At 69.9% G+C, this 19,772-nt stretch carries 18 protein-coding genes and 2 tRNA genes; 13 read left to right on the top strand and 7 right to left on the bottom strand.

The window, feature by feature from the left end; genetic code table 11:
* Positions 1–2: 2 nt before the first annotated feature.
* Entirely contained in the window at positions 3–545 is a 543-nt protein-coding gene (locus tag KHP12_RS20465; RefSeq protein WP_246648673.1) for a tripartite tricarboxylate transporter TctB family protein, read from the bottom strand.
* Between the two features lie 17 nt (positions 546–562).
* Positions 563–1,576, bottom strand: a complete 1,014-nt coding sequence (locus KHP12_RS51145) for a Bug family tripartite tricarboxylate transporter substrate binding protein (protein ID WP_244202529.1) — start codon at positions 1,574–1,576, stop codon at positions 563–565.
* A 113-nt stretch (positions 1,577–1,689) separates the two neighbouring features.
* Between KHP12_RS51145 and KHP12_RS20460 the strand changes: the two genes are divergently transcribed.
* Positions 1,690–2,808 (top strand): DUF5937 family protein, encoded by a 1,119-nt coding sequence (locus KHP12_RS20460; protein WP_086879905.1) that lies wholly within the window; start codon positions 1,690–1,692, stop codon positions 2,806–2,808.
* 127 nt (positions 2,809–2,935) lie between these two features.
* Positions 2,936–3,769 (top strand): alpha/beta hydrolase, encoded by an 834-nt coding sequence (locus tag KHP12_RS20455; protein WP_211833376.1) that lies wholly within the window; start codon positions 2,936–2,938, stop codon positions 3,767–3,769.
* Between the two features lie 155 nt (positions 3,770–3,924).
* On the opposite strand, the gene KHP12_RS20450 is transcribed toward KHP12_RS20455, so the two are convergent.
* Positions 3,925–5,397, bottom strand: coding sequence for an amino acid permease (locus KHP12_RS20450; RefSeq protein WP_086879869.1), 1,473 nt, complete (start codon positions 5,395–5,397; stop codon positions 3,925–3,927).
* 181 nt (positions 5,398–5,578) lie between these two features.
* Between KHP12_RS20450 and KHP12_RS20445 the strand changes: the two genes are divergently transcribed.
* Both KHP12_RS20445 and KHP12_RS20440 read left to right on the top strand, forming a co-directional pair.
* Positions 5,579–6,067 carry a ribose-5-phosphate isomerase gene (locus KHP12_RS20445; protein ID WP_086879870.1) on the top strand — a complete coding sequence of 163 codons (489 nt, stop codon included), beginning with the start codon at positions 5,579–5,581 and terminating at the stop codon, positions 6,065–6,067.
* Entirely contained in the window at positions 6,067–6,876 is an 810-nt protein-coding gene (locus tag KHP12_RS20440) for an Fpg/Nei family DNA glycosylase (RefSeq protein ID WP_086879871.1), read from the top strand. Before KHP12_RS20445 ends, KHP12_RS20440 begins: the two co-directional genes overlap by 1 nt.
* Positions 6,877–6,880: 4 nt before the next feature.
* Here the strand turns inward: KHP12_RS20440 and KHP12_RS20435 are convergent, their stop codons facing one another.
* On the bottom strand, positions 6,881–8,113 hold the full coding sequence (locus KHP12_RS20435) for a GNAT family N-acetyltransferase (protein WP_086879872.1): 1,233 nt from the start codon (positions 8,111–8,113) through the stop codon (positions 6,881–6,883).
* Between the two features lie 128 nt (positions 8,114–8,241).
* Between KHP12_RS20435 and KHP12_RS20430 the strand changes: the two genes are divergently transcribed.
* The 3 genes from KHP12_RS20430 (at position 8,242) to KHP12_RS20420 (ending at position 11,533) form a co-directional block, all read left to right on the top strand.
* On the top strand, positions 8,242–9,384 hold the full coding sequence (locus KHP12_RS20430; RefSeq protein ID WP_044575252.1) for a PP2C family protein-serine/threonine phosphatase: 1,143 nt from the start codon (positions 8,242–8,244) through the stop codon (positions 9,382–9,384).
* Positions 9,385–9,531: 147 nt separating this feature from the next.
* A complete protein-coding gene (locus KHP12_RS20425) occupies positions 9,532–10,194 on the top strand; it encodes an ABC transporter ATP-binding protein (protein WP_211833374.1) in 663 nt (220 codons plus the stop codon).
* A gap of 118 nt (positions 10,195–10,312) precedes the next feature.
* On the top strand, positions 10,313–11,533 hold the full coding sequence (locus tag KHP12_RS20420) for an ABC transporter permease family protein (protein ID WP_372455211.1): 1,221 nt from the start codon (positions 10,313–10,315) through the stop codon (positions 11,531–11,533).
* A 125-nt stretch (positions 11,534–11,658) separates the two neighbouring features.
* Here KHP12_RS20420 and KHP12_RS20415 read toward each other — a convergent pair whose 3' ends face one another.
* On the bottom strand, positions 11,659–12,840 hold the full coding sequence (locus KHP12_RS20415; protein ID WP_086879874.1) for an acyltransferase family protein: 1,182 nt from the start codon (positions 12,838–12,840) through the stop codon (positions 11,659–11,661).
* Between the two features lie 616 nt (positions 12,841–13,456).
* On the opposite strand from KHP12_RS20415, the gene KHP12_RS20410 reads away from it, so the two are divergent.
* A complete protein-coding gene (locus KHP12_RS20410) occupies positions 13,457–13,651 on the top strand; it encodes a hypothetical protein (RefSeq protein WP_086879875.1) in 195 nt (64 codons plus the stop codon).
* A 133-nt stretch (positions 13,652–13,784) separates the two neighbouring features.
* Here the strand turns inward: KHP12_RS20410 and KHP12_RS20405 are convergent.
* Positions 13,785–13,858: transfer RNA gene (locus KHP12_RS20405), tRNA-Gly, on the bottom strand.
* A gap of 179 nt (positions 13,859–14,037) precedes the next feature.
* Between KHP12_RS20405 and KHP12_RS20400 the strand changes: the two genes are divergently transcribed.
* From KHP12_RS20400 to clpX, 5 genes are all read left to right on the top strand, one after another.
* Positions 14,038–14,114, top strand: a tRNA-Pro gene (locus KHP12_RS20400).
* 155 nt (positions 14,115–14,269) lie between these two features.
* On the top strand, positions 14,270–15,706 hold the full coding sequence (gene tig, locus KHP12_RS20395) for a trigger factor (RefSeq protein ID WP_086879876.1): 1,437 nt from the start codon (positions 14,270–14,272) through the stop codon (positions 15,704–15,706).
* A 289-nt stretch (positions 15,707–15,995) separates the two neighbouring features.
* Complete coding sequence (locus KHP12_RS20390) at positions 15,996–16,598, top strand: ATP-dependent Clp protease proteolytic subunit (RefSeq protein ID WP_198548849.1); 603 nt, start codon at positions 15,996–15,998, stop codon at positions 16,596–16,598.
* Positions 16,599–16,659: 61 nt separating this feature from the next.
* Positions 16,660–17,316 carry an ATP-dependent Clp protease proteolytic subunit gene (locus KHP12_RS20385; RefSeq protein ID WP_037945933.1) on the top strand — a complete coding sequence of 219 codons (657 nt, stop codon included), beginning with the start codon at positions 16,660–16,662 and terminating at the stop codon, positions 17,314–17,316.
* 182 nt (positions 17,317–17,498) lie between these two features.
* Positions 17,499–18,785 (top strand): ATP-dependent Clp protease ATP-binding subunit ClpX, encoded by a 1,287-nt coding sequence (gene clpX / locus KHP12_RS20380; RefSeq protein ID WP_037945935.1) that lies wholly within the window; start codon positions 17,499–17,501, stop codon positions 18,783–18,785.
* Between the two features lie 106 nt (positions 18,786–18,891).
* Here the strand turns inward: clpX and KHP12_RS20375 are convergent, their stop codons facing one another.
* Positions 18,892–19,731, bottom strand: a complete 840-nt coding sequence (locus tag KHP12_RS20375) for a hypothetical protein (protein ID WP_211833366.1) — start codon at positions 19,729–19,731, stop codon at positions 18,892–18,894.
* Positions 19,732–19,772 lie beyond the last annotated feature (41 nt).

Here is a 19,772-nt window from a genome sequence, read left to right as displayed (position 1 = left end):
GGTCAGAACGCCAATCGGACGATGCCGGGCGGCAGATGGATGCCCAGCAGACGGTCGAAGAGGAAGTACACGGCCAGCGCGAGCACCAGGCCGATCAGTGCGTCACGCAGGATCCGCCGGCTGCCGAGCACCCGCGCGACCAGCGCGAAGAGCACGGCGGTCGACTGCCAGTAGCCGCAGGGGGCGAGCGCGAACAGATAGCAGACCAGCAACGCCAGCAGGGCCGCCACCGGACGCCACTCGGTCAGCCGGGCCTCCTCACGCGCCTGCTCGGTCAGCGCCGGGTCGCTGCCGCGGAACGCCTGGACGACGGCGACCGAAGCCGCCACGCACAGCCCCACGCCGACCAGCAGTGGGAACGCCCGGGGGCCCACGTCCTGGTCGATGGCCCCCTCGGGGATGGCGAAGGCCCAGCCCAGCACGGCCACACCCGCCGCGAGGAAGAGCAGCGCGGCTATCCGCGGGCTCCAGGGCCGCTCGTCGGGCGGGGCGACGGCGCCCGCGGCATCGTTCGCCGGGTTCGCCGTGGCGTCCCTCGGGCTCATCGTTTCGTCCCGCGCGCTCATGACCCGAGCCCCACGGACGTGAGCGCCTGGCCGACCTGGCGCTGCTGTTGGTCGATCAGGGCGCCGTACTTCTTCCCCGGCACCCACACGTCCTTCCAGTCGTTCTGCCGCAACGCCCGCTTCCAGCACGAAGTCCGGCGCATCCGGTCCACCACCCTCACGATCGCCCGCTGTTCGTCGTCGTTCAGCCCGGGCGGGGCCATGACCCCGCCGACGCTCACCACGGACTCGTCCCCGTAGCCGAGTGCGCCGAGGGTGGGAGCGTCGATGCCCTCGGGAGCCTTGTCGCCGCTGACCGCGAGGACCCGCAGCTTCCCGGCCTCGATCTGCGGCCGGACCTCCGTCAGCGTGGAGATGCCGACCTTCGAGGCCCCGCTCAGCAGCAGGTTGAGCACCTCCCCGCCACCACCGGTGGGCACGTACGTGATCTTGCGTGCCGAGATGCCCTCGGCCTTGGCGAGGGCGGCCACCGTGATGTGGTCCGGGCCGCCCAGCGAACCGCCCACCCAGGACGTCCGCTTGGGGTCCTTCCGCATGGCGGCCAGCACCGAGCGCAGGTCGTGGAAGGGGGAGCGGGCGGGCACCACGATCGCGGAGGTGCTCACCGTGAGCCCCGCCACGGGGGTGAGCTCGGACAGCTTCACGGGGGAGTGGTTCTGGATGGCGCCGCCGATCATGGTCACCGTGTCCATGGTCATCAGCTGGTACGGATCGCCTTTGCGCCCCGCCATCCGGGCGAGCCCGATGGTGCCGCCCGCGCCCGGGGCGTTGGTGACCGTGACGTCCTCGTCGATGATCTTGCAGCTGGTGAGCGCGGAACCGATGCCGCGCGCCCGGGAGTCCCAGCCGCCGCCGACGCTCCCGGGAGCGAGGATCGACAGACCTCGGGACGGATAGTCGGCGACGGCGCCCGAGTCGTCCAGCGAACCGATGGTGCACGCACTGCTCACCGTGGCCACGAGGGCGACCACCACTGCCAGACGAGGGCCGTTCCTGAGGAGAGGGGGCATGGGGGACGCTCCAGGCGAGGGAGGGGAAGCCGAAGTGGGCTGGAGCTTGCGCCTCCGTCGGCGGCCCGTACAAGACGATTGACTCGAAGGCATCAATGGCCGACGCTGCCCGGATGCCCGTCGTGATCGAGCTGGGGTCCGCCCCGGAGCACCGCATCAGCACCCGTCTGTCCCCGCTCGCCGAACTGTGCGCCTGTCTGCACGCGCTGGACGGGCCACGCCACCATCCGGCCAGCAGGCGCTGGGTGGGCGCGGTCCTCCAGGGCGCGGACGAGCGGCTGCTGGAGCGGGCCGGCGGATGGGCGCCGCTGTGGGGTGCCTTCCGCGCCCGCTATCTGCTGCCCCTCACCCCGGGCCCGGAGCGCGAGCTGGAGGAGGAGCTGGCGGCGGTCGCCGGGCTGGACGAGGAGACGTTCACGACCATGACCGAGCAGGCGCTCGTCGGCAAGAACGGCCACGGTCCGGGTTCCGGTCACGACCTGGGCTCCGGCCACGGTCCGGGTTCCGGGTCCCGGCGCGGCGGCCGCGCGCCGGAGCGCTTCCTGGCCCGGCTGCGGCAGCTCTCCGAGCGACGGTTCGCCCTGGGACTGCGGCTGCTGGCCGACCCCTCCGGGTTCCGCGACAGCCTCCTCGCCTTCCTGTCCGCCGTGGCCGAGGAGGTCTTCGAGGCGGAGTGGACGCGGCTGCGCCCCACCCTGGAGGCCGACGCCCGGGTCCGCTCCCATGAACACTCCCGCTACGGGGCGGCGGTGCTGGCCGGATTCCCCACCGCCCGCATGGAGCAGGACCCGCCCCGGGTGGTCTTCGACAAGCTCTACAACGCGCGGGCCAGCCTCGCCGACAGCCCCTGTCTGCTGGTGCCGTCGCTGCACATCAACCCGCATCTCGCGATCAAGCACTACCCCGGCTACCCGGTCGTGGTGCAGTACCCGGTGCGCCACGGGGCGGGTGCGGAGCCGACCGCCCTGGACGTGGTGATGCGCGGGCTGCGGGCGCTGGACGAGCCGCTGCGCATCCGGATGTGCCGGGCGCTGCTGCGGCAGTCGATGACGACGACGGAGCTGGCCACCCAGTTCGAGATGACGCCGCCGCAGATGTCGCGGCATCTGCGCAAGCTGCGGGAGGCCGGAATGGTGCACACCCACCGGGAGGGGGCGCGGGTGCACTACCAGCTGGACGAGGCGGCGGTGCGCAATCTCGGCGTCGACCTGCTCTCCGCGCTGCACCGCTGAGCGATATCGGCGGAGACGGCGACGGAAGTACCGGCGGAGGTATTGACGCTCAGGCGGCAATCATCTTGAGCGTGCGCCGACCGTTGCGGATCGTGGCGGCACCCGCGACGGCAGAAGGAAGCGATACGTGACCACCCCCCGCGTCAAGACCACCAAGGCGTTCTACCGCACCGGCTCCACCACCTGGTTCGCCTCCCGGCACGACCAGCGGTTCTCGTACGGGCTGCACATCCCGTCCGTCCACGAGACCACCGACACCCCGCTGCCGCTCATGGTGATCCAGCACGGCACCGGGCGCACCGCGTCCCAGTACCGGGACGCGATGGCCGAGTTCTCCGAGCGGCACGGCTGTGTCGTGCTCACCCCCATGTTCCCGGCGGGCATCGACGACCCGGAGGACCTGCACAACTTCAAGTTCATCGAGTACCGCGGCATCCGCTACGACGAGCAGCTGCTCGCGATCGTGGCCGAGGCGGGCGAGCGGTTCCACATCGACACCGAGCGCTTTCTGCTCCAGGGCTTCTCGGGCGGCGGGCAGTTCGCACACCGCTTCCTGTATCTGCACCCCGACCGGCTGTGCGGAGTGTCCATCGGGGCGCCCGGCCGGGTCACGCTGATCGACCCGGACCGCGAGTGGTGGCTGGGTACGAAGGGGTTCGAGCAGCGCTTCGGGGCCCCGCTGCGGCTGGAGGACATCAGTAAGGTGCCGGTGCACATGGTGGTCGGGGCGGAGGACACCGAGACCTGGGAGATCAACAACCCGGGTGACTCCAACTGGATGGACGGCGCCGACGCCGTCGGGCGCACCCGCGTGGAGCGCATCACCGCGCTGCGGGACAACTACACCGAGCTGGGCATCGACGTCACCCTCGACATCGTGCCCGGCGTCGGGCACCGGGGGATGGGGGTGCTGGACGCGGTCCGGCGCTTCGCGGAGCGGGTCCTTCCGCGCGTCGTCTGAGCCCTGTGGGCCCGATGCGCCCACAGATACGGCTGTGCCACGCCCACGGACACGGCTGTGCCCGATACGCCCACGGACACGGCTGTGCCCCCGGGCGGCGACACATCGGCCGCCACCCGGGGGCACAGGCGAATCAGAATCAGCGGAGCGCGTTCCTACGGGGCCGCCCGCTCCTTCGGGGCGGGGTCCGAGGAGGCCGCCGGGGCGGTGGAGCGGCCCGCGGTGAGGCGGTCCTTGACCAGGGCGAGGGCCACCACGAGCACGGCCACCAGCGCGGAGAGGATCACCTGCTCGCGCCCGTCCTTGTCGGTGAGCATGTAGACCAGGACGAACGAGATCATCGCGATCGTCGCCCACGTCAGATACGGGAAGAGCCACATCCGGACGATCAGCTTCTCGGGGTTCTCGCGCAGGATCATCCCGCGCATCCGCAGCTGGCTGAAGCAGATCACCAGCCAGACGAAGAGCGCGACCGCACCCGAGGAGTTGAGCAGGAAGGTGAAGACGGTGTCCGGCCACTGGTAGTTGAACCACACCGCGACGAAGCCGAAGACGACCGAGCCGAGGATCGCGGCCTGCGGAACGCCGCGGGAGTTGGTGCGGGCGAAGGCGGCCGGGGCGTCGCCGCGCTGGCCGAGCGAGAAGGCCATGCGGGAGGCGGTGTAGAGGCCGGAGTTCAGACACGAGAGCACGGCGGTCAGCACGATCACGTTCATGATGTCGCCGGCGTGCGGTATGCCGACCGAGTCGAGCGCCGCGACATAGCTGCCCTTGTCGGCGATCGCCTTGGAGTCCCAGGGCAGCAGGGTGACCACGACGAAGATCGAGCCCAGGTAGAAGACCGCGATACGCCAGATCACGCTGTTGGTGGCCTTGGTGACCGCCCGCTGGGGGTTCTCGGACTCACCGGCCGCGAGGGTGACGATCTCGCTGCCCATGAAGGAGAAGACCACCAGCAGCACACCGGTGAGGATGGCGCCCGGCCCGTTCGGCAGGAAGCCGCCGTGGTCGGTGAGGTGGGCCAGGCCCGCGCCCTCGTTGTCCGAATGCGGCAGCAGCCCGAACACCGCGAGCCCGCCGACCACGATGAACGCGGCGATCGCCACGACCTTGATCCCGGCGAACCAGAACTCGAACTCACCGTAGGAGCCGACCGAGACCAGGTTGGTCGCGGTGAGCACCACCATCACGATCAGCGCCCAGCCCCACTGCGGGACGGCCGGCCACCAGCCCTCCAGGATCTTGGCGCCGGCGGTGGCCTCGACCGCCAGCACCACGACCCAGAAGAACCAGTACAGCCAGCCGATGGAGAAACCGGCCCAGCGGCCGAGCGCCCGGTCGGCGTAGGCGGAGAAGGAGCCGGAGGTGGGGTTGGCGGCGGACATCTCGCCGAGCATCCGCATGACGAAGACGACCATGAGGCCGACCAGCGCATACGAGATCAGAATGCCGGGGCCGGCCTTGGCGATACCCGCACTGGAGCCGACGAAGAGGCCGGCGCCGATCACGCCGCCGATCGCGATCATCGAAAGATGGCGGTTCTTGAGTCCCGCCTTGAGGCCGTCGGGCGAGCCCGGGTCGCCGGGGGGCCGCTGCTGCTCCGGCGTGGTCGCAGGTTGTGCGCTCATGTGCTCGATTCCTTTGCTCTCGCGTTACGAGCGACGCCAGTGAATCTCAGGAGGTCGACCAGTTGAACCTTTGAATCCAGATTGTTACTTGAGGTTTTCATGAGGTTCTTTGGGATTACAGGGATTTATGCGACGCCTACCCTGGGCGGCGAGGCCCACACGGCCATGACACACTCGGTACATGCGCGTGTACCTCGGCTCCGACCATGCCGGTTTCGAACTCAAGAACCACCTCGTGGAGTGGCTCAAGACGGCCGGCCATGAGCCCGTCGACTGCGGCCCGCACATCTACGACGCCCAGGACGACTACCCGCCGTTCTGCCTGCGCGCCGCGGAGCGGACCGCCGCCGACCCGCAGAGCCTCGGCATCGTCATCGGCGGATCCGGCAATGGTGAGCAGATCGCGGCGAACAAGGTCAAGGGGGTGCGCGCGGCGCTGGCCTGGAGCGAGGAGACCGCGGCCCTCGGTCGTGAGCACAACAACGCCAATGTCATCAGCGTCGGCGCCCGGATGCACTCCCGGGACGAGGCCACCAAGTTTGTCGAGATTTTCCTTAACACTCCGTACTCGGGTGAGGAGCGGCACACCCGCCGTATCGAGATGCTCACGCGTTACGAGACCACCGGCGAGCTGCCGCCCATCCCGGCCCACCATCCGCAAGGCGACTGATGCCCGAAGGGCACACCATCCACCGGCTGGCCGCCGATCACCTCGAGACCTTCGGCGACCGGCCCGTCCGGGCCACCAGCCCACAGGGGAAGTTCGCCGACGGCGCCGCGCTGATCGACGGCCAGTCGCTGCGCCACGCCGAGGCGCACGGCAAGCACCTCTTCCTGGACTTCGCTGCCACCGGCTGGGTCCATGTCCACCTGGGGCTCTTCGGTACGTACGCCTTCGGCCCGGCCCCCGCCCCGCCGCCCACCGACACCGTCCGGCTGCGGCTGGCGAACCCCGAGGGGTACGCGGATCTGCGCGGCCCGGCCGCCTGCGCCCTGATCACCGACGGGGAGAAGCAGGTGATCCACGACCGGCTGGGCCCCGATCCACTGCGCCCGGCGGACGACGGTGAGCGGGCCTGGGCCCGGATCTCCCGCAGCCGGGTCAGCGTGGCCGCGCTGCTCATGGACCAGAAGGTGATCTCCGGGGTCGGGAACGTCTACCGCGCCGAGGTGCTCTTCCGGCACGGGATCGACCCCTACCGGCCCGGCCGTGCGCTGACCCGCGCCGAATGGGACGCGATATGGGCCGATCTGGTGGCGCTGATGCGCGAGGGGGTGCGGAACAACCGGATCGATACGGTCCGCCCCGAGCACACCCCCGAGGCGATGGGCCGCCCGCCGCGCGTGGACGACCACGGCGGCGAGGTCTATGTCTACCGGCGCGCCGGACAGCCCTGCCACATCTGTGGTGGCGAGATCCGCACCGCCGATCTCGCCGCCCGCAATCTCTTCTGGTGCCCTGACTGCCAGAGCGCCTGAGCCCTCAGAAGCCGTGGGGCAGCCATGGGGCGACCGGGGTCGCGAACGCGGTCGTGGCCTCCGTAAGGGCGCCCTGACGGGCCTCCTGGACGCGTCCCGCGCCCGCCAGCGCGGTCAGCGAGATGCCACCGAGATACGCCGCTCCCAGCTCCCGCACGCCCAGCCGGAGATCGGGAGCGTCGTTAGTGCGCTCACAGGAGGCGCCCTTGGCGTCGCCGTTCAGCCGCCAGCGGCCCTCGTTCCAGGGGCAGAAGGGGTCGGTGACCTCCAGGACGGTCTCCACGGGCGTGGTGTACGTCCGCGCCTCGAGCGCGGCCCCCACGTCCACCAGGCGCACGAACAGCGAGTCGCGCAGCCTCACGGCGCACCGCCGGATGTCCGAGACCAGGAACTGCCAGGGATCGTCGACCGGGCGGGGGCCGGTCCGGATCACCGAGGTCAGGTCGAGGTCGAAGAGGAAGCGCCACAGGGCCGCGTAGGACGCCGGGTCCAGGGCCTCCAGATCGCGCAGGACGACCGTGCCCTTCGGCCCGGCCAGATCCCAGTCGGGCTTCACCGCGAACCGCACATAGCCGCTGACCTCGCCGCCCGACTCGGCCAGCACACAGCGCAGCGGGGACGCCCCCTCGCGGTCGCCCGGCGGGTCGAGCAGCGGCACCCGCTCCCAGCCGGGGATCCGCTCCAGCATCCCCGGCCGGGTGCGCACCCGCCGGGCGTAGACGGCCTCGCACGCCTCGACGGCGGACTCCAGGGGCACGGCACGCAGTCGTACGTCGTCTACGCCTTCGGGGGCGGTCAGCCGCACCCGGGTGGTGTCGATCTCGGCGTAGGCGGTCTGCGTGGCCGCGCCGTAGCCGAACCGTCCGTAGATGTCCGGTTCCGACGCGGTCAGAACGGCCAGCGGCTCATCTCCCGCCGCGCGGATGTCGTCCAACTGCCGCCGCATCATGGCCCGGAGCACCCCGCGCCGCCGGTGCGTGGCCTGCACGCTCACCATCGTGACCCCGGCCGCCGGGACGATCCCGCCGCCCGGGACCGACAGCCGGAAGCTGAACAGCCCCGCCGTGCCCACGATGTCGGCGCCGTCCCAGGCGCCGATCGAGCGCTCGCATTCGGTCAACTCCCGCCAGAGCGCGGATTCCTCCGGCGCTTCGGGAACTCCGCCGAACGCGAGTACCAGTTTTCCGTACCAATCATCCCAAATCGATGGGTCGAGCACGCGCAGCTCAGTCCTCATATTCCCATCCCTAGCAGCCGTTTCCCGTACGCGCGAACGAATTTCGCTTACAATTGCCCCCCTGGCTGGGTGGTTCAACGCGCCACGAATCGACGCGCGTCCGAACGGGTGGGTAGGGTCCCGATGCAATGACTGGCGGCGTGGACACTCCGTGGGCCCGGATGCGCAGAGTTCTGCACCGGGCTCGCACAGGCGTGCGCAAAGCCGGAGTGGACTATTTCCGGGGTGAGGGCTCCGACCGACTTGCCCTGACCGCGCTGCTCCTCGGCGTCCCCGCCATCGCCGGAGGCACCATCGCCCAGCCCGACTGGTGCTCCCCGTCCGCCCTCGTCCTGCCCATCGTCGCGGGCGGGCTGCTGCTGCGCCCGGCCAGCCTGCTCGCCCTGTACGCGGCGGCCGCCACGGCCCTGATCGTGGAGTCCGCCGTGCTCGGCCCGTACACCGAGGAGGACGCCTCCTCCCGGGTCACCCCCGGCACCATCCTGGTCGTCGCCGCCGTCGGCTTCTTCGGCCTGCTGATCGCCCAGTTCCGCAGCCGCGTCGGGGTGCCCTGGCGGCGCGGCGGCACCATGCTCTTCGACCTGCGCGAGCGCATCCGCGTCCAGAGCAAGCTGCCCAACCTGCCGCGCGGCTGGCACCGCGAGATGGCGCTGCGCCCGGCCGGTGGGCAGTCCTTCTCCGGTGACTTCGTCGTGGCCGCCCGCACCGGCGGCGGCCGCACCCTCGAGGTCGTCCTCACCGACGTCTCCGGCAAGGGCATGGACGCCGCCTCGCGCGCCCTGCTGCTCTCCGGCGCCTTCGGCGGCCTCCTCGGCTCCCTGCCCCCGCACGGCTTCCTCCCGGCCGCCAACGGCTATCTCCTGCGCCAGGACTGGGACGAGGGCTTCGCGACCTCCATTCATCTCGTCCTCGACCTCGACAGCGGCGACTTCGAGCTCTTCTCCGCCGGACATCTGCCCGCGCTCCAGCTGAGCGCGGGCACCGGCAAGTGGGAGGAGAAGTCCGCGGACGGCCCGCTGCTGGGCGTCTACGACGGCGCCCAATTCGACCCCACCAAGGGCACGCTGCGGCCCGGCGACGTCCTGATGCTCTTCACCGACGGCCTCGTGGAGACCGCGGACCGGGACATCAGCGAGGGCATCGACCGCCTCACCGGCGAGGCGGACCGCTATGTCGGCTCCGGCTTCCACGGCGCTGCCTGGCATCTGATCGAGACGGTCGCGAAGGACGTCAACGACGACCGCGCGCTGCTGCTGATCTGCCGCCAGTAAGGGCGACTCGGCGGCTTACGGCTCGATCGGCCCGCCCGGCGGGGGTCAGCCCCACCCCGGATACGCCGGTGGCCGTCGTGGCTGCCGAGGGGCCGTGATCCGTACGTTCGAGGGGAATCGGGCGAACTCCTCGGAAGGGTCACCACCATGGGGCTGTGCAAGCGGCGACAGATAGTGGCGGCACCGGCCCCGCACCACGCCCATGCCATCGAACTCCACGGCGTCCAGTGCCGCTACGGCCGGGGCCGCACCGCCGTCCACGCCCTGCGCGGCATCGACCTGGCCCTTCGGCACGGCAGCTTCGCCGCCGTCATGGGCCCCTCCGGCTGCGGCAAATCGACATTCCTCCAGTGCGCGGCCGGGCTCGACCGGCCGACCGCCGGGACCGTCAAACTCGGCGGCACCGACATCACCGGAATGAGTGAGAACACGCTCACCGCGTTGCGCCGCGCCCGCCTCGGGTTCGTCTTCCAGTCCTTCAACCTCCTCCCCTCCCTGACCGTCGAGCAGAACGTGCTGCTCCCGATGCGGCTCGCGGGCGCCCGCCCGGACCGCCACCGGGCCCATGAGGTGCTCGCCCAGGTCGGCCTGGGGGACCAGACCAGGCGGCGGCCCGGTGAGCTCTCGGGTGGGCAGCAGCAGGGGGCACCTCCGGCCGCCGCGAGCTACGCCGACCGCGTGCTCTTCCTCGCCGACGGCGCGATCGCCGACCGGCTCCTGCGCTCCCCGGCGCACGAGATCGCCGAGCGGATGGGCCGCCTCACTACCCACACCCCGGCCCTCGCTTCGACCGTCGAGGGGGCCTGGTGAGGCCGCTCACCAGGCCCCCTCGTGAGGCCGCTCACCAACGGACTGGCCCGCGCCGCCGTCCGTTTCAAGCCGTCCGCTCAAGCCGTCCGCCTTCGCGGGCACCTTCGTCGCCCTGGCCATGGCCGCGGCGATCGTGTCCGCGTGCGGCATCCTGCTGGAGACCGGGCCGCGGGCCTCCGTACCGCCGCAGCGCTATGCGGGCGCCCCGGTCGTGATCGCCGCCGACCAGCGGGTGCACTACGTCATCGGCCACGGCGACGGCCGCTCGGAGGAGTCCGAGCAGGTCCCCGACCGGGCCCGGCTCGACGCCTCCCTGGTGGCCACGGCGGCCCGTACCCCCGGTGCCGCGGCCGCGGCACCGGACGTGACCTTCCTCCTGCGCACCGCCCACGGGGCGCTCACCGGCCACGGCTGGGGCGTCGCGCCCTTCACCGGGGTGGCGCTCGCCTCGGGCTCGGCGCCCCGTGAGGGCGAGGCCGTGCTCAGCCCCGGGGCCGCCCGTGCGGCGGGCACCGGCGTCGGTGGCCGGATCACGGTGACCGCGCCGGACGGCCGCCACACCTTCCGGGTCTCCGGTGTGACCCGTAAGGCGGGCGGCGCCGACGGTGACGGCCTTACGGCGTGGTTCACCGACCGCAGGGCCCGTGCGCTGAGCGGTCACCCCGCCACCGTGGACGCCGCCCTCGTCCGCCCCCGCACCGGCACCGGTCCCGACCGGCTGGCCGTGGACGGGCTGCTGGCGAAGGCGGCGCACGCCCGGGTCGGCCACCGCCTCGCCCTCCACCTCCCGGACGGTACGACGATCTCGCCCACCGTGGTCGCGATCTACGGGCGCGGGCTGGGGATCGCCGAGCTCACCCTGCCCCGTACGGCGCTGTCCGGCCATGTGACGTCGGCGTACGACAGCGATGTGCTGGTGCGGGACGCCGAAGGCGCCGACCGTAAGGCCGTCGCCGCCGCGCTCGGCAGGCGGCTCGGCGAGGACGTCACGGACCGGGACGGCTATGCGGCGGCCCAGGACGAGGAGCGGAAGCTGAACGCCTGGGCCAACACCGTCATGGCGGGCGTCCTCGGGGGCTTCGCGGCCGTCGCCGCCGTCAACACCCTGGTGATGACCGTGCTGGACCGCCGCCGCGAGCACCACGTCGGGTATCGGCCTGGGCACGGCGATCGTCCTGGCCACGCTCGTGCCGATGATGCGCGGCCTGACCGGCGAGCACCCGTACGTCCCGCCGCTCACCTACGCGGGCGGGCACCGCCGTGGCGCTGGGCCTCGCGGCGACGGCGCTCCCGGCCCGCGCGGCGCTGCGCCGCACGACGCCGAAGCCGTGAGCCGTAGAAGCCGTGAGCCTTGAGCCGTGGAAGAGCCGTAGCTGAGCCATAGCTGGGCCGTAGCTGAGCCGAGAAAGGGCTGGCCCGTGGGAATCCGCGGTCCAGCCCTTCGTGTCGTGGCCGTTTGGCGCGCTAGGCAGCCGTCGTCGTACGGCTGCGGGCCTGTTCGGCGGGGTCCTTACGGAAGGCCCAGGCCATCTTCGGCTCCATGGCGAAGCGGAAGGCCCGCTGCACGGGAGGCGTGCACAGCACGGTGACCACGCCGGCGGCGATGATCGTGACCGCGATCTCACCCAGCGGCTTGTGCAGCCACTCGTACTCGTCGAACCAGCCCCAGAACCGGGAACCCTTGGCCAGGAAGCCGTGCAGCAGATAGCCGTACAGCGTCCCGGCGCCCAGCACCGTGAACCACATGTGGCGCCGCGGCACCCAGGCGAAGAAGCAGCTGACGAGCACGACCGAGCAGCCGAAGAGGGCGAGCGTCATCACCGGGCCGGTCCACGGCGGCGCACCCAGCTCCTGGACGCTGTCGCGGTGGTAGAACCACGCCGAGCTCATCCGCGGTGCCGCCCAGTAGGCGAACACGAAGGCACACGCGAAGATCGGCACCGACGCGATCCGCACCGAGCGGCGGCGGATCATCTGGAAGTGCTCGGGCTTCATGCACAGGCCGAGGATGAAGAACGGCAGGAACTGGAGCAGCCGCTGCATGTCCAGGTCGTCGCCGATGTCGGGCGAGACCGCGGCGAGCGTGGCGACGGCGAGCGCGAGCGGGAGCGGCCAGCGCACCAGCTTCCAGATCGGAGTGGTCAGCCGCCATACGAACAGCGAGACCAGGAACCAGGTGAGGTACCAGGGGTCCAGCAGGCTGAAGTCGTACGTCGGATCGTCGTCCGCCCAGCGCTTGAACAGCGTGTACGCGACCTCGAAGATCACATAAGGCACCGCGATGCCGGTGATCAGGCGCTTGAGCCGGTCCGGCCGCATGTCGAAGCTGCGCGAGAAGTAGCCGGAGATCACGATGAACGCCGGCATGTGGAAGGTGTACACGACCATGTACAGCGCTTCCGCGGTGCGGCTGGTGTCGGTGAGCGGCTCCCAGGAGTGGGCCATCGCGACCAGCACGATCGCGAGGTACTTCGCGTTGTCGAAGAACGCGTCCCGCTGTTTGGGCTTCTGCCCGGCGGGGGAGGCGGCCGGCGGGGTGGTCGCCTGCTGCCCTGGTTCGTCGGCCCGCGGCGAGGGGGGAGTGGGCGCCGCCTCCTGGGGGAGCGGGGTCCGCTGATAACCGTGCGGGCGCAGGGAGTTGGTCACAGGCCCTCCCACCAGGAACTGGGGGAGACCACCCGGGACCTCACTGCGCGTGGGGGAGTCATGGCAGCGTGAAACATCTGAGGCACGATAGCGCTGAAACCTGTATTGCGTAAAACCTCGTTCAGTTTGCTTTCCGTTCATAGTCTTCGCGGCGCGGCCGATAGTCGCTCCCGGTAAGTCGACCGAGGAGTCGACAAAGCGATGCGATCATTCGATATCCGGGCGCAGACTGTCCGTTCTGGCGGCTTTCATCCCGCTTAATTGGGGCATATGCCCCGCAGGAGGCTCTGGCGGAATGTCTGATTCATTGATGTTTTGTCACCCTGTCGAGTGACCGCCGAGTGAATTCCGAATTCCTGCCCGAGATCCTCCGGGGTGATCGGAATTCACCGCTCGGGCGGTTCGCCGAGTTGTGGGGAGTGTCACCCATAACCCTTTGAATGAACGCTTACCGGACGGGTACCGGAGGGGTGGGTGCCATGTGCACATGTGACCGTTTATCGCTCCACCCCACTGCTGAGCGGCGGGAGTTGATGGCACGATGGTGGCTGCGGGGGTGTGCGGGGTCGCGTGCTTCCGGGGCCTGTGAGACGTGTGCGACCGAGGGTGGGATGTTGTGGCCATTTCCCTGTCATTGGTACTGCTGGTGGGCATCATCCTGGTGTTCATGATCCGCAATGGCCGGGTCAAGTGGGGGCCGGCCCTGGTCGCGATCCTCTTCGGGTTCCTGCTCGCCTCGTCCAATGTCGCGCCGGACATCCAGAAGTTCCTCGACTCGGCCGCCCAGGCCATCGCCGACATCAACCCCTGATCGCCGACCCCTGGCATCGACTCCCAAGGCATCCGCCCCCGCGTCCCGGGGAGCGGGTGCCCGAACGCGTGCGAGTGTGCGCAAACGCGAACGGCCCGGCTCCGGGGAACTCCCCGGGCCGGGCCGAAAGCCGTGGAGCGGGCGACGGGAATCGAACCCGCGTAGCCAGTTTGGAAGACTGGGGCTCTACCATTGAGCTACGCCCGCACACGCCGCGTGCACGGATGCACCGGTCTCCCGGACACCTCCGCCCAGGCATGATCACCTGGTTCGCGGCACGGCATGCATCGTAGCGGTTCCCGACCGTTCCCCGCACACCCTTGCCCACCAGTCGAATAACCGGCAGCCGGGGCGTCCGCGGGCATGTACCCTACGTGTCGCACCGACGGGGTGTGGCGCAGCTTGGTAGCGCGTCCGCTTTGGGAGCGGAAGGTCGTCGGTTCGAATCCGGCCACCCCGACCATCCACAGGCGTCAAGATCGCGTTGTGGGGCCCGTCATGCTTGCGGTTACTATGCAAGCTGCGTGTCTGTGTCTTTTTCACCGGACGCGAATCCGCTGCGACGCGACAGCGCACCGCAGCTGAACACCACACGTCAGCCCCCAAGGAGACCGAACCGTGAAGAGCGCCGTGGAGAACCTGAACCCGACCCGGGTTCGGCTCACTGTCGAGGTGCCCTTCGAGGAGCTCAAGCCCAGCCTCGACGCGGCGTACAAGAAGATCAACCAGCAGGTCACGGTGCCTGGGTTCCGCAAGGGCAAGATCCCGGCCCGCATCATCGACCAGCGGTTCGGTCGTGGCGCCGTGCTGGAAGAGGCCGTCAACGAGGCGCTCCCGAAGTTCTACACCGACGCGGTCAACGAGGGTGAGCTGAACCCGCTCGGCCAGCCCGAGGTCGACATCACCGAGCTCAAGGACAACGAGCTGCTGACCTTCACCGCCGAGGTGGACATCCGCCCGGCGATCGAGATCCCGGACTACTCCGGCATCGAGGTCACCGTCGACGCCGTCGAGGTCTCGGACGAGGACATCGACAAGTCCGTCGAGCAGCTGCGGGAGCGCTTCGCCACCACCAGCCCGGTGGAGCGCGCCGCCGCCGAGGGCGACATCGTCGTGATCGACCTCGAGGCCAAGGTCGACGGCGAGGTCCTGGAGGACGGTGTCGCCACCGGCGTCACCTACACCATCGGCTCGGGCGAGCTGCTGGACGGCATCGACGAGGCCGTGACCGGCCTGGAGGCGGGTGGCGAGGCCACCTTCACCTCCGAGCTCAAGGGCGGCTCCGCCCAGGGCAAGGAGGCCGAGGTCTCGGTCAAGGTCTCCGAGGTCAAGGCCCGTGAGCTGCCCGAGCTCGACGACGACTTCGCCCAGCTGGCCAGCGAGTTCGACACCCTCGAGGAGCTGCGCGCCGACAGCCGTAAGCGCCTGGAGCGGTCGAAGAAGTTCGAGCAGGCCACCCAGGCCCAGGAGAAGGTGCTGGACGCCCTGCTGGAGCTGGTCGAGGTGCCGATCCCGGAGAAGCTCCTCCAGGACGAGATCAACACTCGTAAGCACAACCTCGAGCACCACCAGCTCGGCCAGATGGGCCTCAACCTGGAGTCGTACCTCCAGATGCAGGACAAGACCGCCGAGGAGTTCGACGCCGAGCTCAAGGAGCAGGCCGAGAAGGGCATCCGGACCCAGTTCGTCCTCGACGAGCTGGTCAACAAGGAGCAGCTGTCCGTCGGCCAGGAGGAGCTCACCGAGCACCTCATGCGCCGTGCGCAGTCCTCCGGCATGAGCCCGGACCAGTTCGCCCAGGCCGTCGTCGAGGGCGGCCAGGTGCCGATGCTCGTCGGCGAGGTCGCCCGCGGCAAGGCGCTGGCCGTGGTGGTCGAGGCCGCCAAGGTCGTCGACGACAAGGGCGAGACCGTCGACCTGGACGACGAGGAGGACGAGACCGGCGAGACGGTCGAGGCCACCTCCGAGACCGCCGAGGAGCCCGCCGCGGCCGAGGCGGAGGCCGCCGAGGCGCCCGCGGAGTCCGAGGAGAAGCAGGACAAGGCCGAGAGCTGATCCCGGTCCGCTCCACAGCCCGTACGAACGGGCCCGAACGTCTGCGCGCGTCCGGGCCCGTTCGTGTTCCGCGACGCCGGTCCGGCGCCGGGACATGCGCTCAGAGCGAACAGTTCCTGATGCGGGATGGCGCCCGCCGACCAGCGCGTTAGGGTCCGTAGATACGAGGGCAGGGGAGTCTCGCGAGCCCGCCGGCCACATCGGCGGCCAGGTCCCCACACCCCAGAAGAAGACGCTGAGACGGCCAGTCAGCCGTCAGAGACGAGCAGGTGGATACGTGACGAATACGATGCCTTCCGCCGCCGGCGAGCCGACCGTCGGTGGCCTCGGCGACCAGGTCTACAACCGGCTGCTCGGCGAGCGGATCATCTTCCTCGGCCAGCCGGTCGACGACGACATCGCCAACAAGATCACGGCTCAGCTGCTCCTGCTCGCCGCCGATCCGGAAAAGGACATTTACCTCTACATCAACTCCCCGGGCGGCTCGATCTCGGCGGGCATGGCGATCTACGACACCATGCAGTACATCCAGAACGACGTGGTCACCATCGCGATGGGCCTCGCCGCCTCCATGGGTCAGTTCCTGCTGAGCGCGGGGACCCCGGGCAAGCGTTTCGCGCTCCCCAACGCCGAGATCCTGATCCACCAGCCCTCCGCGGGTCTGGCGGGTTCCGCCTCGGACATCAAGATCCATGCCGAGCGGCTGCTGCACACCAAGAAGCGCATGGCCGAGCTGACCGCCTTCCACACCGGCCAGACCGTTGAGCAGATCGTCCGTGACTCCGACCGCGACCGCTGGTTCTCCGCCGACGAGGCCAAGGCGTACGGCTTGGTCGACGACGTCATGACGTCCGCCTCCAGCGTTCCGGGCGGGGGCGGCACCGGGGCCTGAGGCCCGCCGTCCCGTAGCCGACCTCCAGCCCTCAGATCGCCACAGGATGGTGAAGACCCAGATGAGCAACTTCCCCGGCAGCGGCCTGTACACCGGCCCGATGGCCGAATCCCGCTATGTCGTTCCGCGCTTCGTCGAGCGCACCTCTCAGGGCATCCGCGAGTACGACCCGTACGCCAAGCTCTTCGAAGAGCGCGTGATCTTCCTGGGCGTCCAGATCGACGACGCCTCGGCCAACGACGTCATGGCGCAGCTGCTGTGCCTGGAGTCGATGGACCCGGACCGCGACATTTCGGTCTACATCAACTCTCCCGGCGGCTCGTTCACCGCGCTGACCGCCATCTACGACACGATGCAGTTCGTCAAGCCCGACATCCAGACGGTGTGCATGGGCCAGGCGGCGTCCGCCGCGGCCGTGCTGCTCGCCGCCGGTACGCCGGGCAAGCGGATGGCCCTGCCCAATGCCCGGATCCTGATCCACCAGCCGTACAGTGAGACCGGACGCGGTCAGGTCTCCGATCTGGAGATCGCGGCCAACGAGATCCTGCGGATGCGCTCGCAGCTCGAGGAGATGCTGGCCAAGCACTCCACGACGCCCATCGAGAAGATCCGCGACGACATCGAGCGGGACAAGATCCTCACGGCCGAGGAGTCCCTGGCGTACGGTCTTGTGGACCAGATCGTCTCCACCCGTAAGACCTCGGTCGGTCTCGGCTGAATCTTCGGTGGAAACACCCCCCTTGGACCGAGTAGGTCCAAGGGGGGCCCGAACCGGGGGCCCGGCAAGGTACCGTCATAGAGGGCTGAGGGCCCCGGCCCACGGGAAAAGAAGCAGAAAGCGCAGCGCAAGCACCCGGTTCCGCGCAGCAAAGCGGATCCAAGGCGAAGGGGAAGCACCTCGTGGCACGCATCGGTGACGGCGGCGACCTGCTCAAGTGCTCGTTCTGCGGGAAGAGCCAGAAGCAGGTGAAGAAGCTCATCGCGGGCCCGGGTGTGTACATCTGCGATGAATGCATCGATCTCTGCAACGAGATCATCGAGGAGGAGCTCGCCGAGACCTCCGAAGTGCGCTGGGAGGAACTCCCCAAGCCGCGCGAGATCTATGAATTCCTCGAGGGCTATGTGGTCGGCCAGGAGGCCGCCAAGAAGGCCCTCTCGGTCGCCGTCTACAACCACTACAAGCGGGTCCAGGCGGGCGAGAACGGCGGCCACAACCGCGACGACGGCATCGAGTTGGCCAAGTCCAACATCCTGCTGCTCGGCCCCACCGGCTCCGGCAAGACGCTGCTCGCGCAGACCCTCGCCCGGATGCTCAACGTGCCCTTCGCCATCGCCGACGCCACCGCGCTCACCGAGGCGGGCTATGTCGGCGAGGACGTGGAGAACATCCTCCTCAAGCTGATCCAGGCCGCCGACTACGACGTCAAGAAGGCCGAGACGGGCATCATCTACATCGACGAGATCGACAAGGTGGCCCGCAAGAGCGAGAACCCCTCGATCACCCGCGATGTGTCCGGCGAGGGCGTTCAGCAGGCGCTGCTGAAGATCCTGGAAGGGACCACGGCGTCGGTGCCGCCGCAGGGCGGCCGGAAACACCCGCACCAGGAGTTCATCCAGATCGACACCACGAATGTGCTGTTCATCGTGGGCGGTGCCTTCGCCGGTCTGGAGAAGATCATCGAGGCGCGGGCGGGCGCCAAGGGCATCGGGTTCGGCGCCACGATCCGCTCCAAGCGCGAGATCGAGGCGAGCGACCAGTTCCAGGAGGTCATGCCCGAGGACCTGGTGAAGTTCGGAATGATCCCGGAATTCATCGGCCGTCTCCCGGTCATCACCTCCGTCCACAACCTCGACCGCGAGGCGCTGCTGCAAATCCTCGTCGAGCCGCGGAACGCCCTGGTGAAGCAGTACCAGCGGCTGTTCGAACTCGACGGGGTGGAGCTGGACTTCGACCGCCCGGCCCTGGAGGCCATCGCCGACCAGGCGATCCTGCGCGGCACCGGGGCCCGGGGCCTGCGCGCGATCATCGAGGAGGTGCTGATGTCGGCGATGTACGAGGTGCCCTCCCGCAAGGATGTGGCCCGCGTCGTCATCACCGAGGACGTCGTGCACTCCAATGTGAACCCCACGCTGGTGCCCCGCACCCGCGGCACCGAGCCGGGCGAGCGGCACGAGAAGAGCGCGTAGCCGCGCCCGCACGCGCAGCCGCCCCGCTGAGGGCGTACGAAGAGGGCCCCGGTCTCCCGGGGCCCTCTTCGTGTGGTACGCGCCCTGTGGCCGCTTTACGGGCGGTTCAGGCGGGCTTGCGGGTGTCCTGGTAGATGCCCGCGGTCACCTTGGCGAAGGACTCCATGTCGGCGTCGGACGCCGCGGTGTTCTCCGCGTTGACGTCGAGCACCATCGCCGCGTCCGTCTCCTCCGCCCAGACGCAGGCCGGGGCGTAGATCCGGTCGTAGAGCTTGACCACCTCGCACTCCACCGACGGGCCGTCAGCGCCCTTCGGCTGGAACCGCTTGCGCTTCCGTTCCACCGTGGGGGAGCCGTCGCCGCCCGCGAAGCCCTTGAACATCTCGTCGCGGACCGTGTCCGGGTCGCTGATGTCGCCGTACATACCGGAGAAGGCCAGCCCCGAATTGTCGTCGTCCGACCGCTTGTACTGGGCCAGGACCGAGGTCGCGCCCTCGGGCATGCTGCCCTGCACGCTGGTGCCCTCGTTGTCGAGGTCGTCCGTGCCCTTGTCCAGCGTGTAGCTGCCGTCGGCGAGCGTCTTGGGGGTGACCAGCTTCATCGCCTTCGGGTCGTCGCCGCCGGTCAGCACCACGGCGCCGGTGACGATCGCGCCCACCACCACGAGCCCGGCCACCGTCACCGCGATGATCTTGGTGCGGTTGCCGCCCCCGCCGGCCGCGGGCGGCGCGGGGTAGGGCGGCTGGCCGTAGGGACCCGCCTGCTGCGGGTAGCCGTAGCCCTGCGGGGGCTGCGCCTGCGGATAGCCGTACCCCTGCGGCTGCGCGTACGGGTTGGGCTCCGCGGGCCGCTGCTGCCCCCCGCCGTACGGAGGGGGCTGCGCGCCCCCGTACGGGCCGGGTCCGCCGCCGTAGGGCCCCGGCGGCGGTGGCTGGTTGTGGCTCATGGCTGTGGGGGTCCCCCTCCGGATCGGCTGTGGCCTGTGAA

Source organism: Streptomyces asiaticus, assembly GCF_018138715.1.
Classification (GTDB): domain Bacteria; phylum Actinomycetota; class Actinomycetes; order Streptomycetales; family Streptomycetaceae; genus Streptomyces; species Streptomyces asiaticus.
Note: the sequence above shows the minus strand (reverse complement) of the source record. Positions and strands in the feature narration are given on the sequence as shown.

Coding starts and splice junctions, on each gene's coding strand:
- KHP12_RS20465 (WP_246648673.1), bottom strand. CDS start 545: ATGAGCCCGAGGGACGCCACGGCGAACCCGGCGAACGATGCCGCGGGC.
- KHP12_RS51145 (WP_244202529.1), bottom strand. CDS start 1,576: ATGCCCCCTCTCCTCAGGAACGGCCCTCGTCTGGCAGTGGTGGTCGCC.
- KHP12_RS20460 (WP_086879905.1), top strand. CDS start 1,690: ATGCCCGTCGTGATCGAGCTGGGGTCCGCCCCGGAGCACCGCATCAGC.
- KHP12_RS20450 (WP_086879869.1), bottom strand. CDS start 5,397: ATGAGCGCACAACCTGCGACCACGCCGGAGCAGCAGCGGCCCCCCGGC.
- KHP12_RS20445 (WP_086879870.1), top strand. CDS start 5,579: ATGCGCGTGTACCTCGGCTCCGACCATGCCGGTTTCGAACTCAAGAAC.
- KHP12_RS20440 (WP_086879871.1), top strand. CDS start 6,067: ATGCCCGAAGGGCACACCATCCACCGGCTGGCCGCCGATCACCTCGAG.
- KHP12_RS20435 (WP_086879872.1), bottom strand. CDS start 8,113: ATGAGGACTGAGCTGCGCGTGCTCGACCCATCGATTTGGGATGATTGG.
- KHP12_RS20430 (WP_044575252.1), top strand. CDS start 8,242: ATGACTGGCGGCGTGGACACTCCGTGGGCCCGGATGCGCAGAGTTCTG.
- KHP12_RS20425 (WP_211833374.1), top strand. CDS start 9,532: ATGGGGCTGTGCAAGCGGCGACAGATAGTGGCGGCACCGGCCCCGCAC.
- KHP12_RS20420 (WP_372455211.1), top strand. CDS start 10,313: ATGGCCGCGGCGATCGTGTCCGCGTGCGGCATCCTGCTGGAGACCGGG.
- KHP12_RS20390 (WP_198548849.1), top strand. CDS start 15,996: ATGCCTTCCGCCGCCGGCGAGCCGACCGTCGGTGGCCTCGGCGACCAG.
- KHP12_RS20385 (WP_037945933.1), top strand. CDS start 16,660: ATGAGCAACTTCCCCGGCAGCGGCCTGTACACCGGCCCGATGGCCGAA.
- KHP12_RS20375 (WP_211833366.1), bottom strand. CDS start 19,731: ATGAGCCACAACCAGCCACCGCCGCCGGGGCCCTACGGCGGCGGACCC.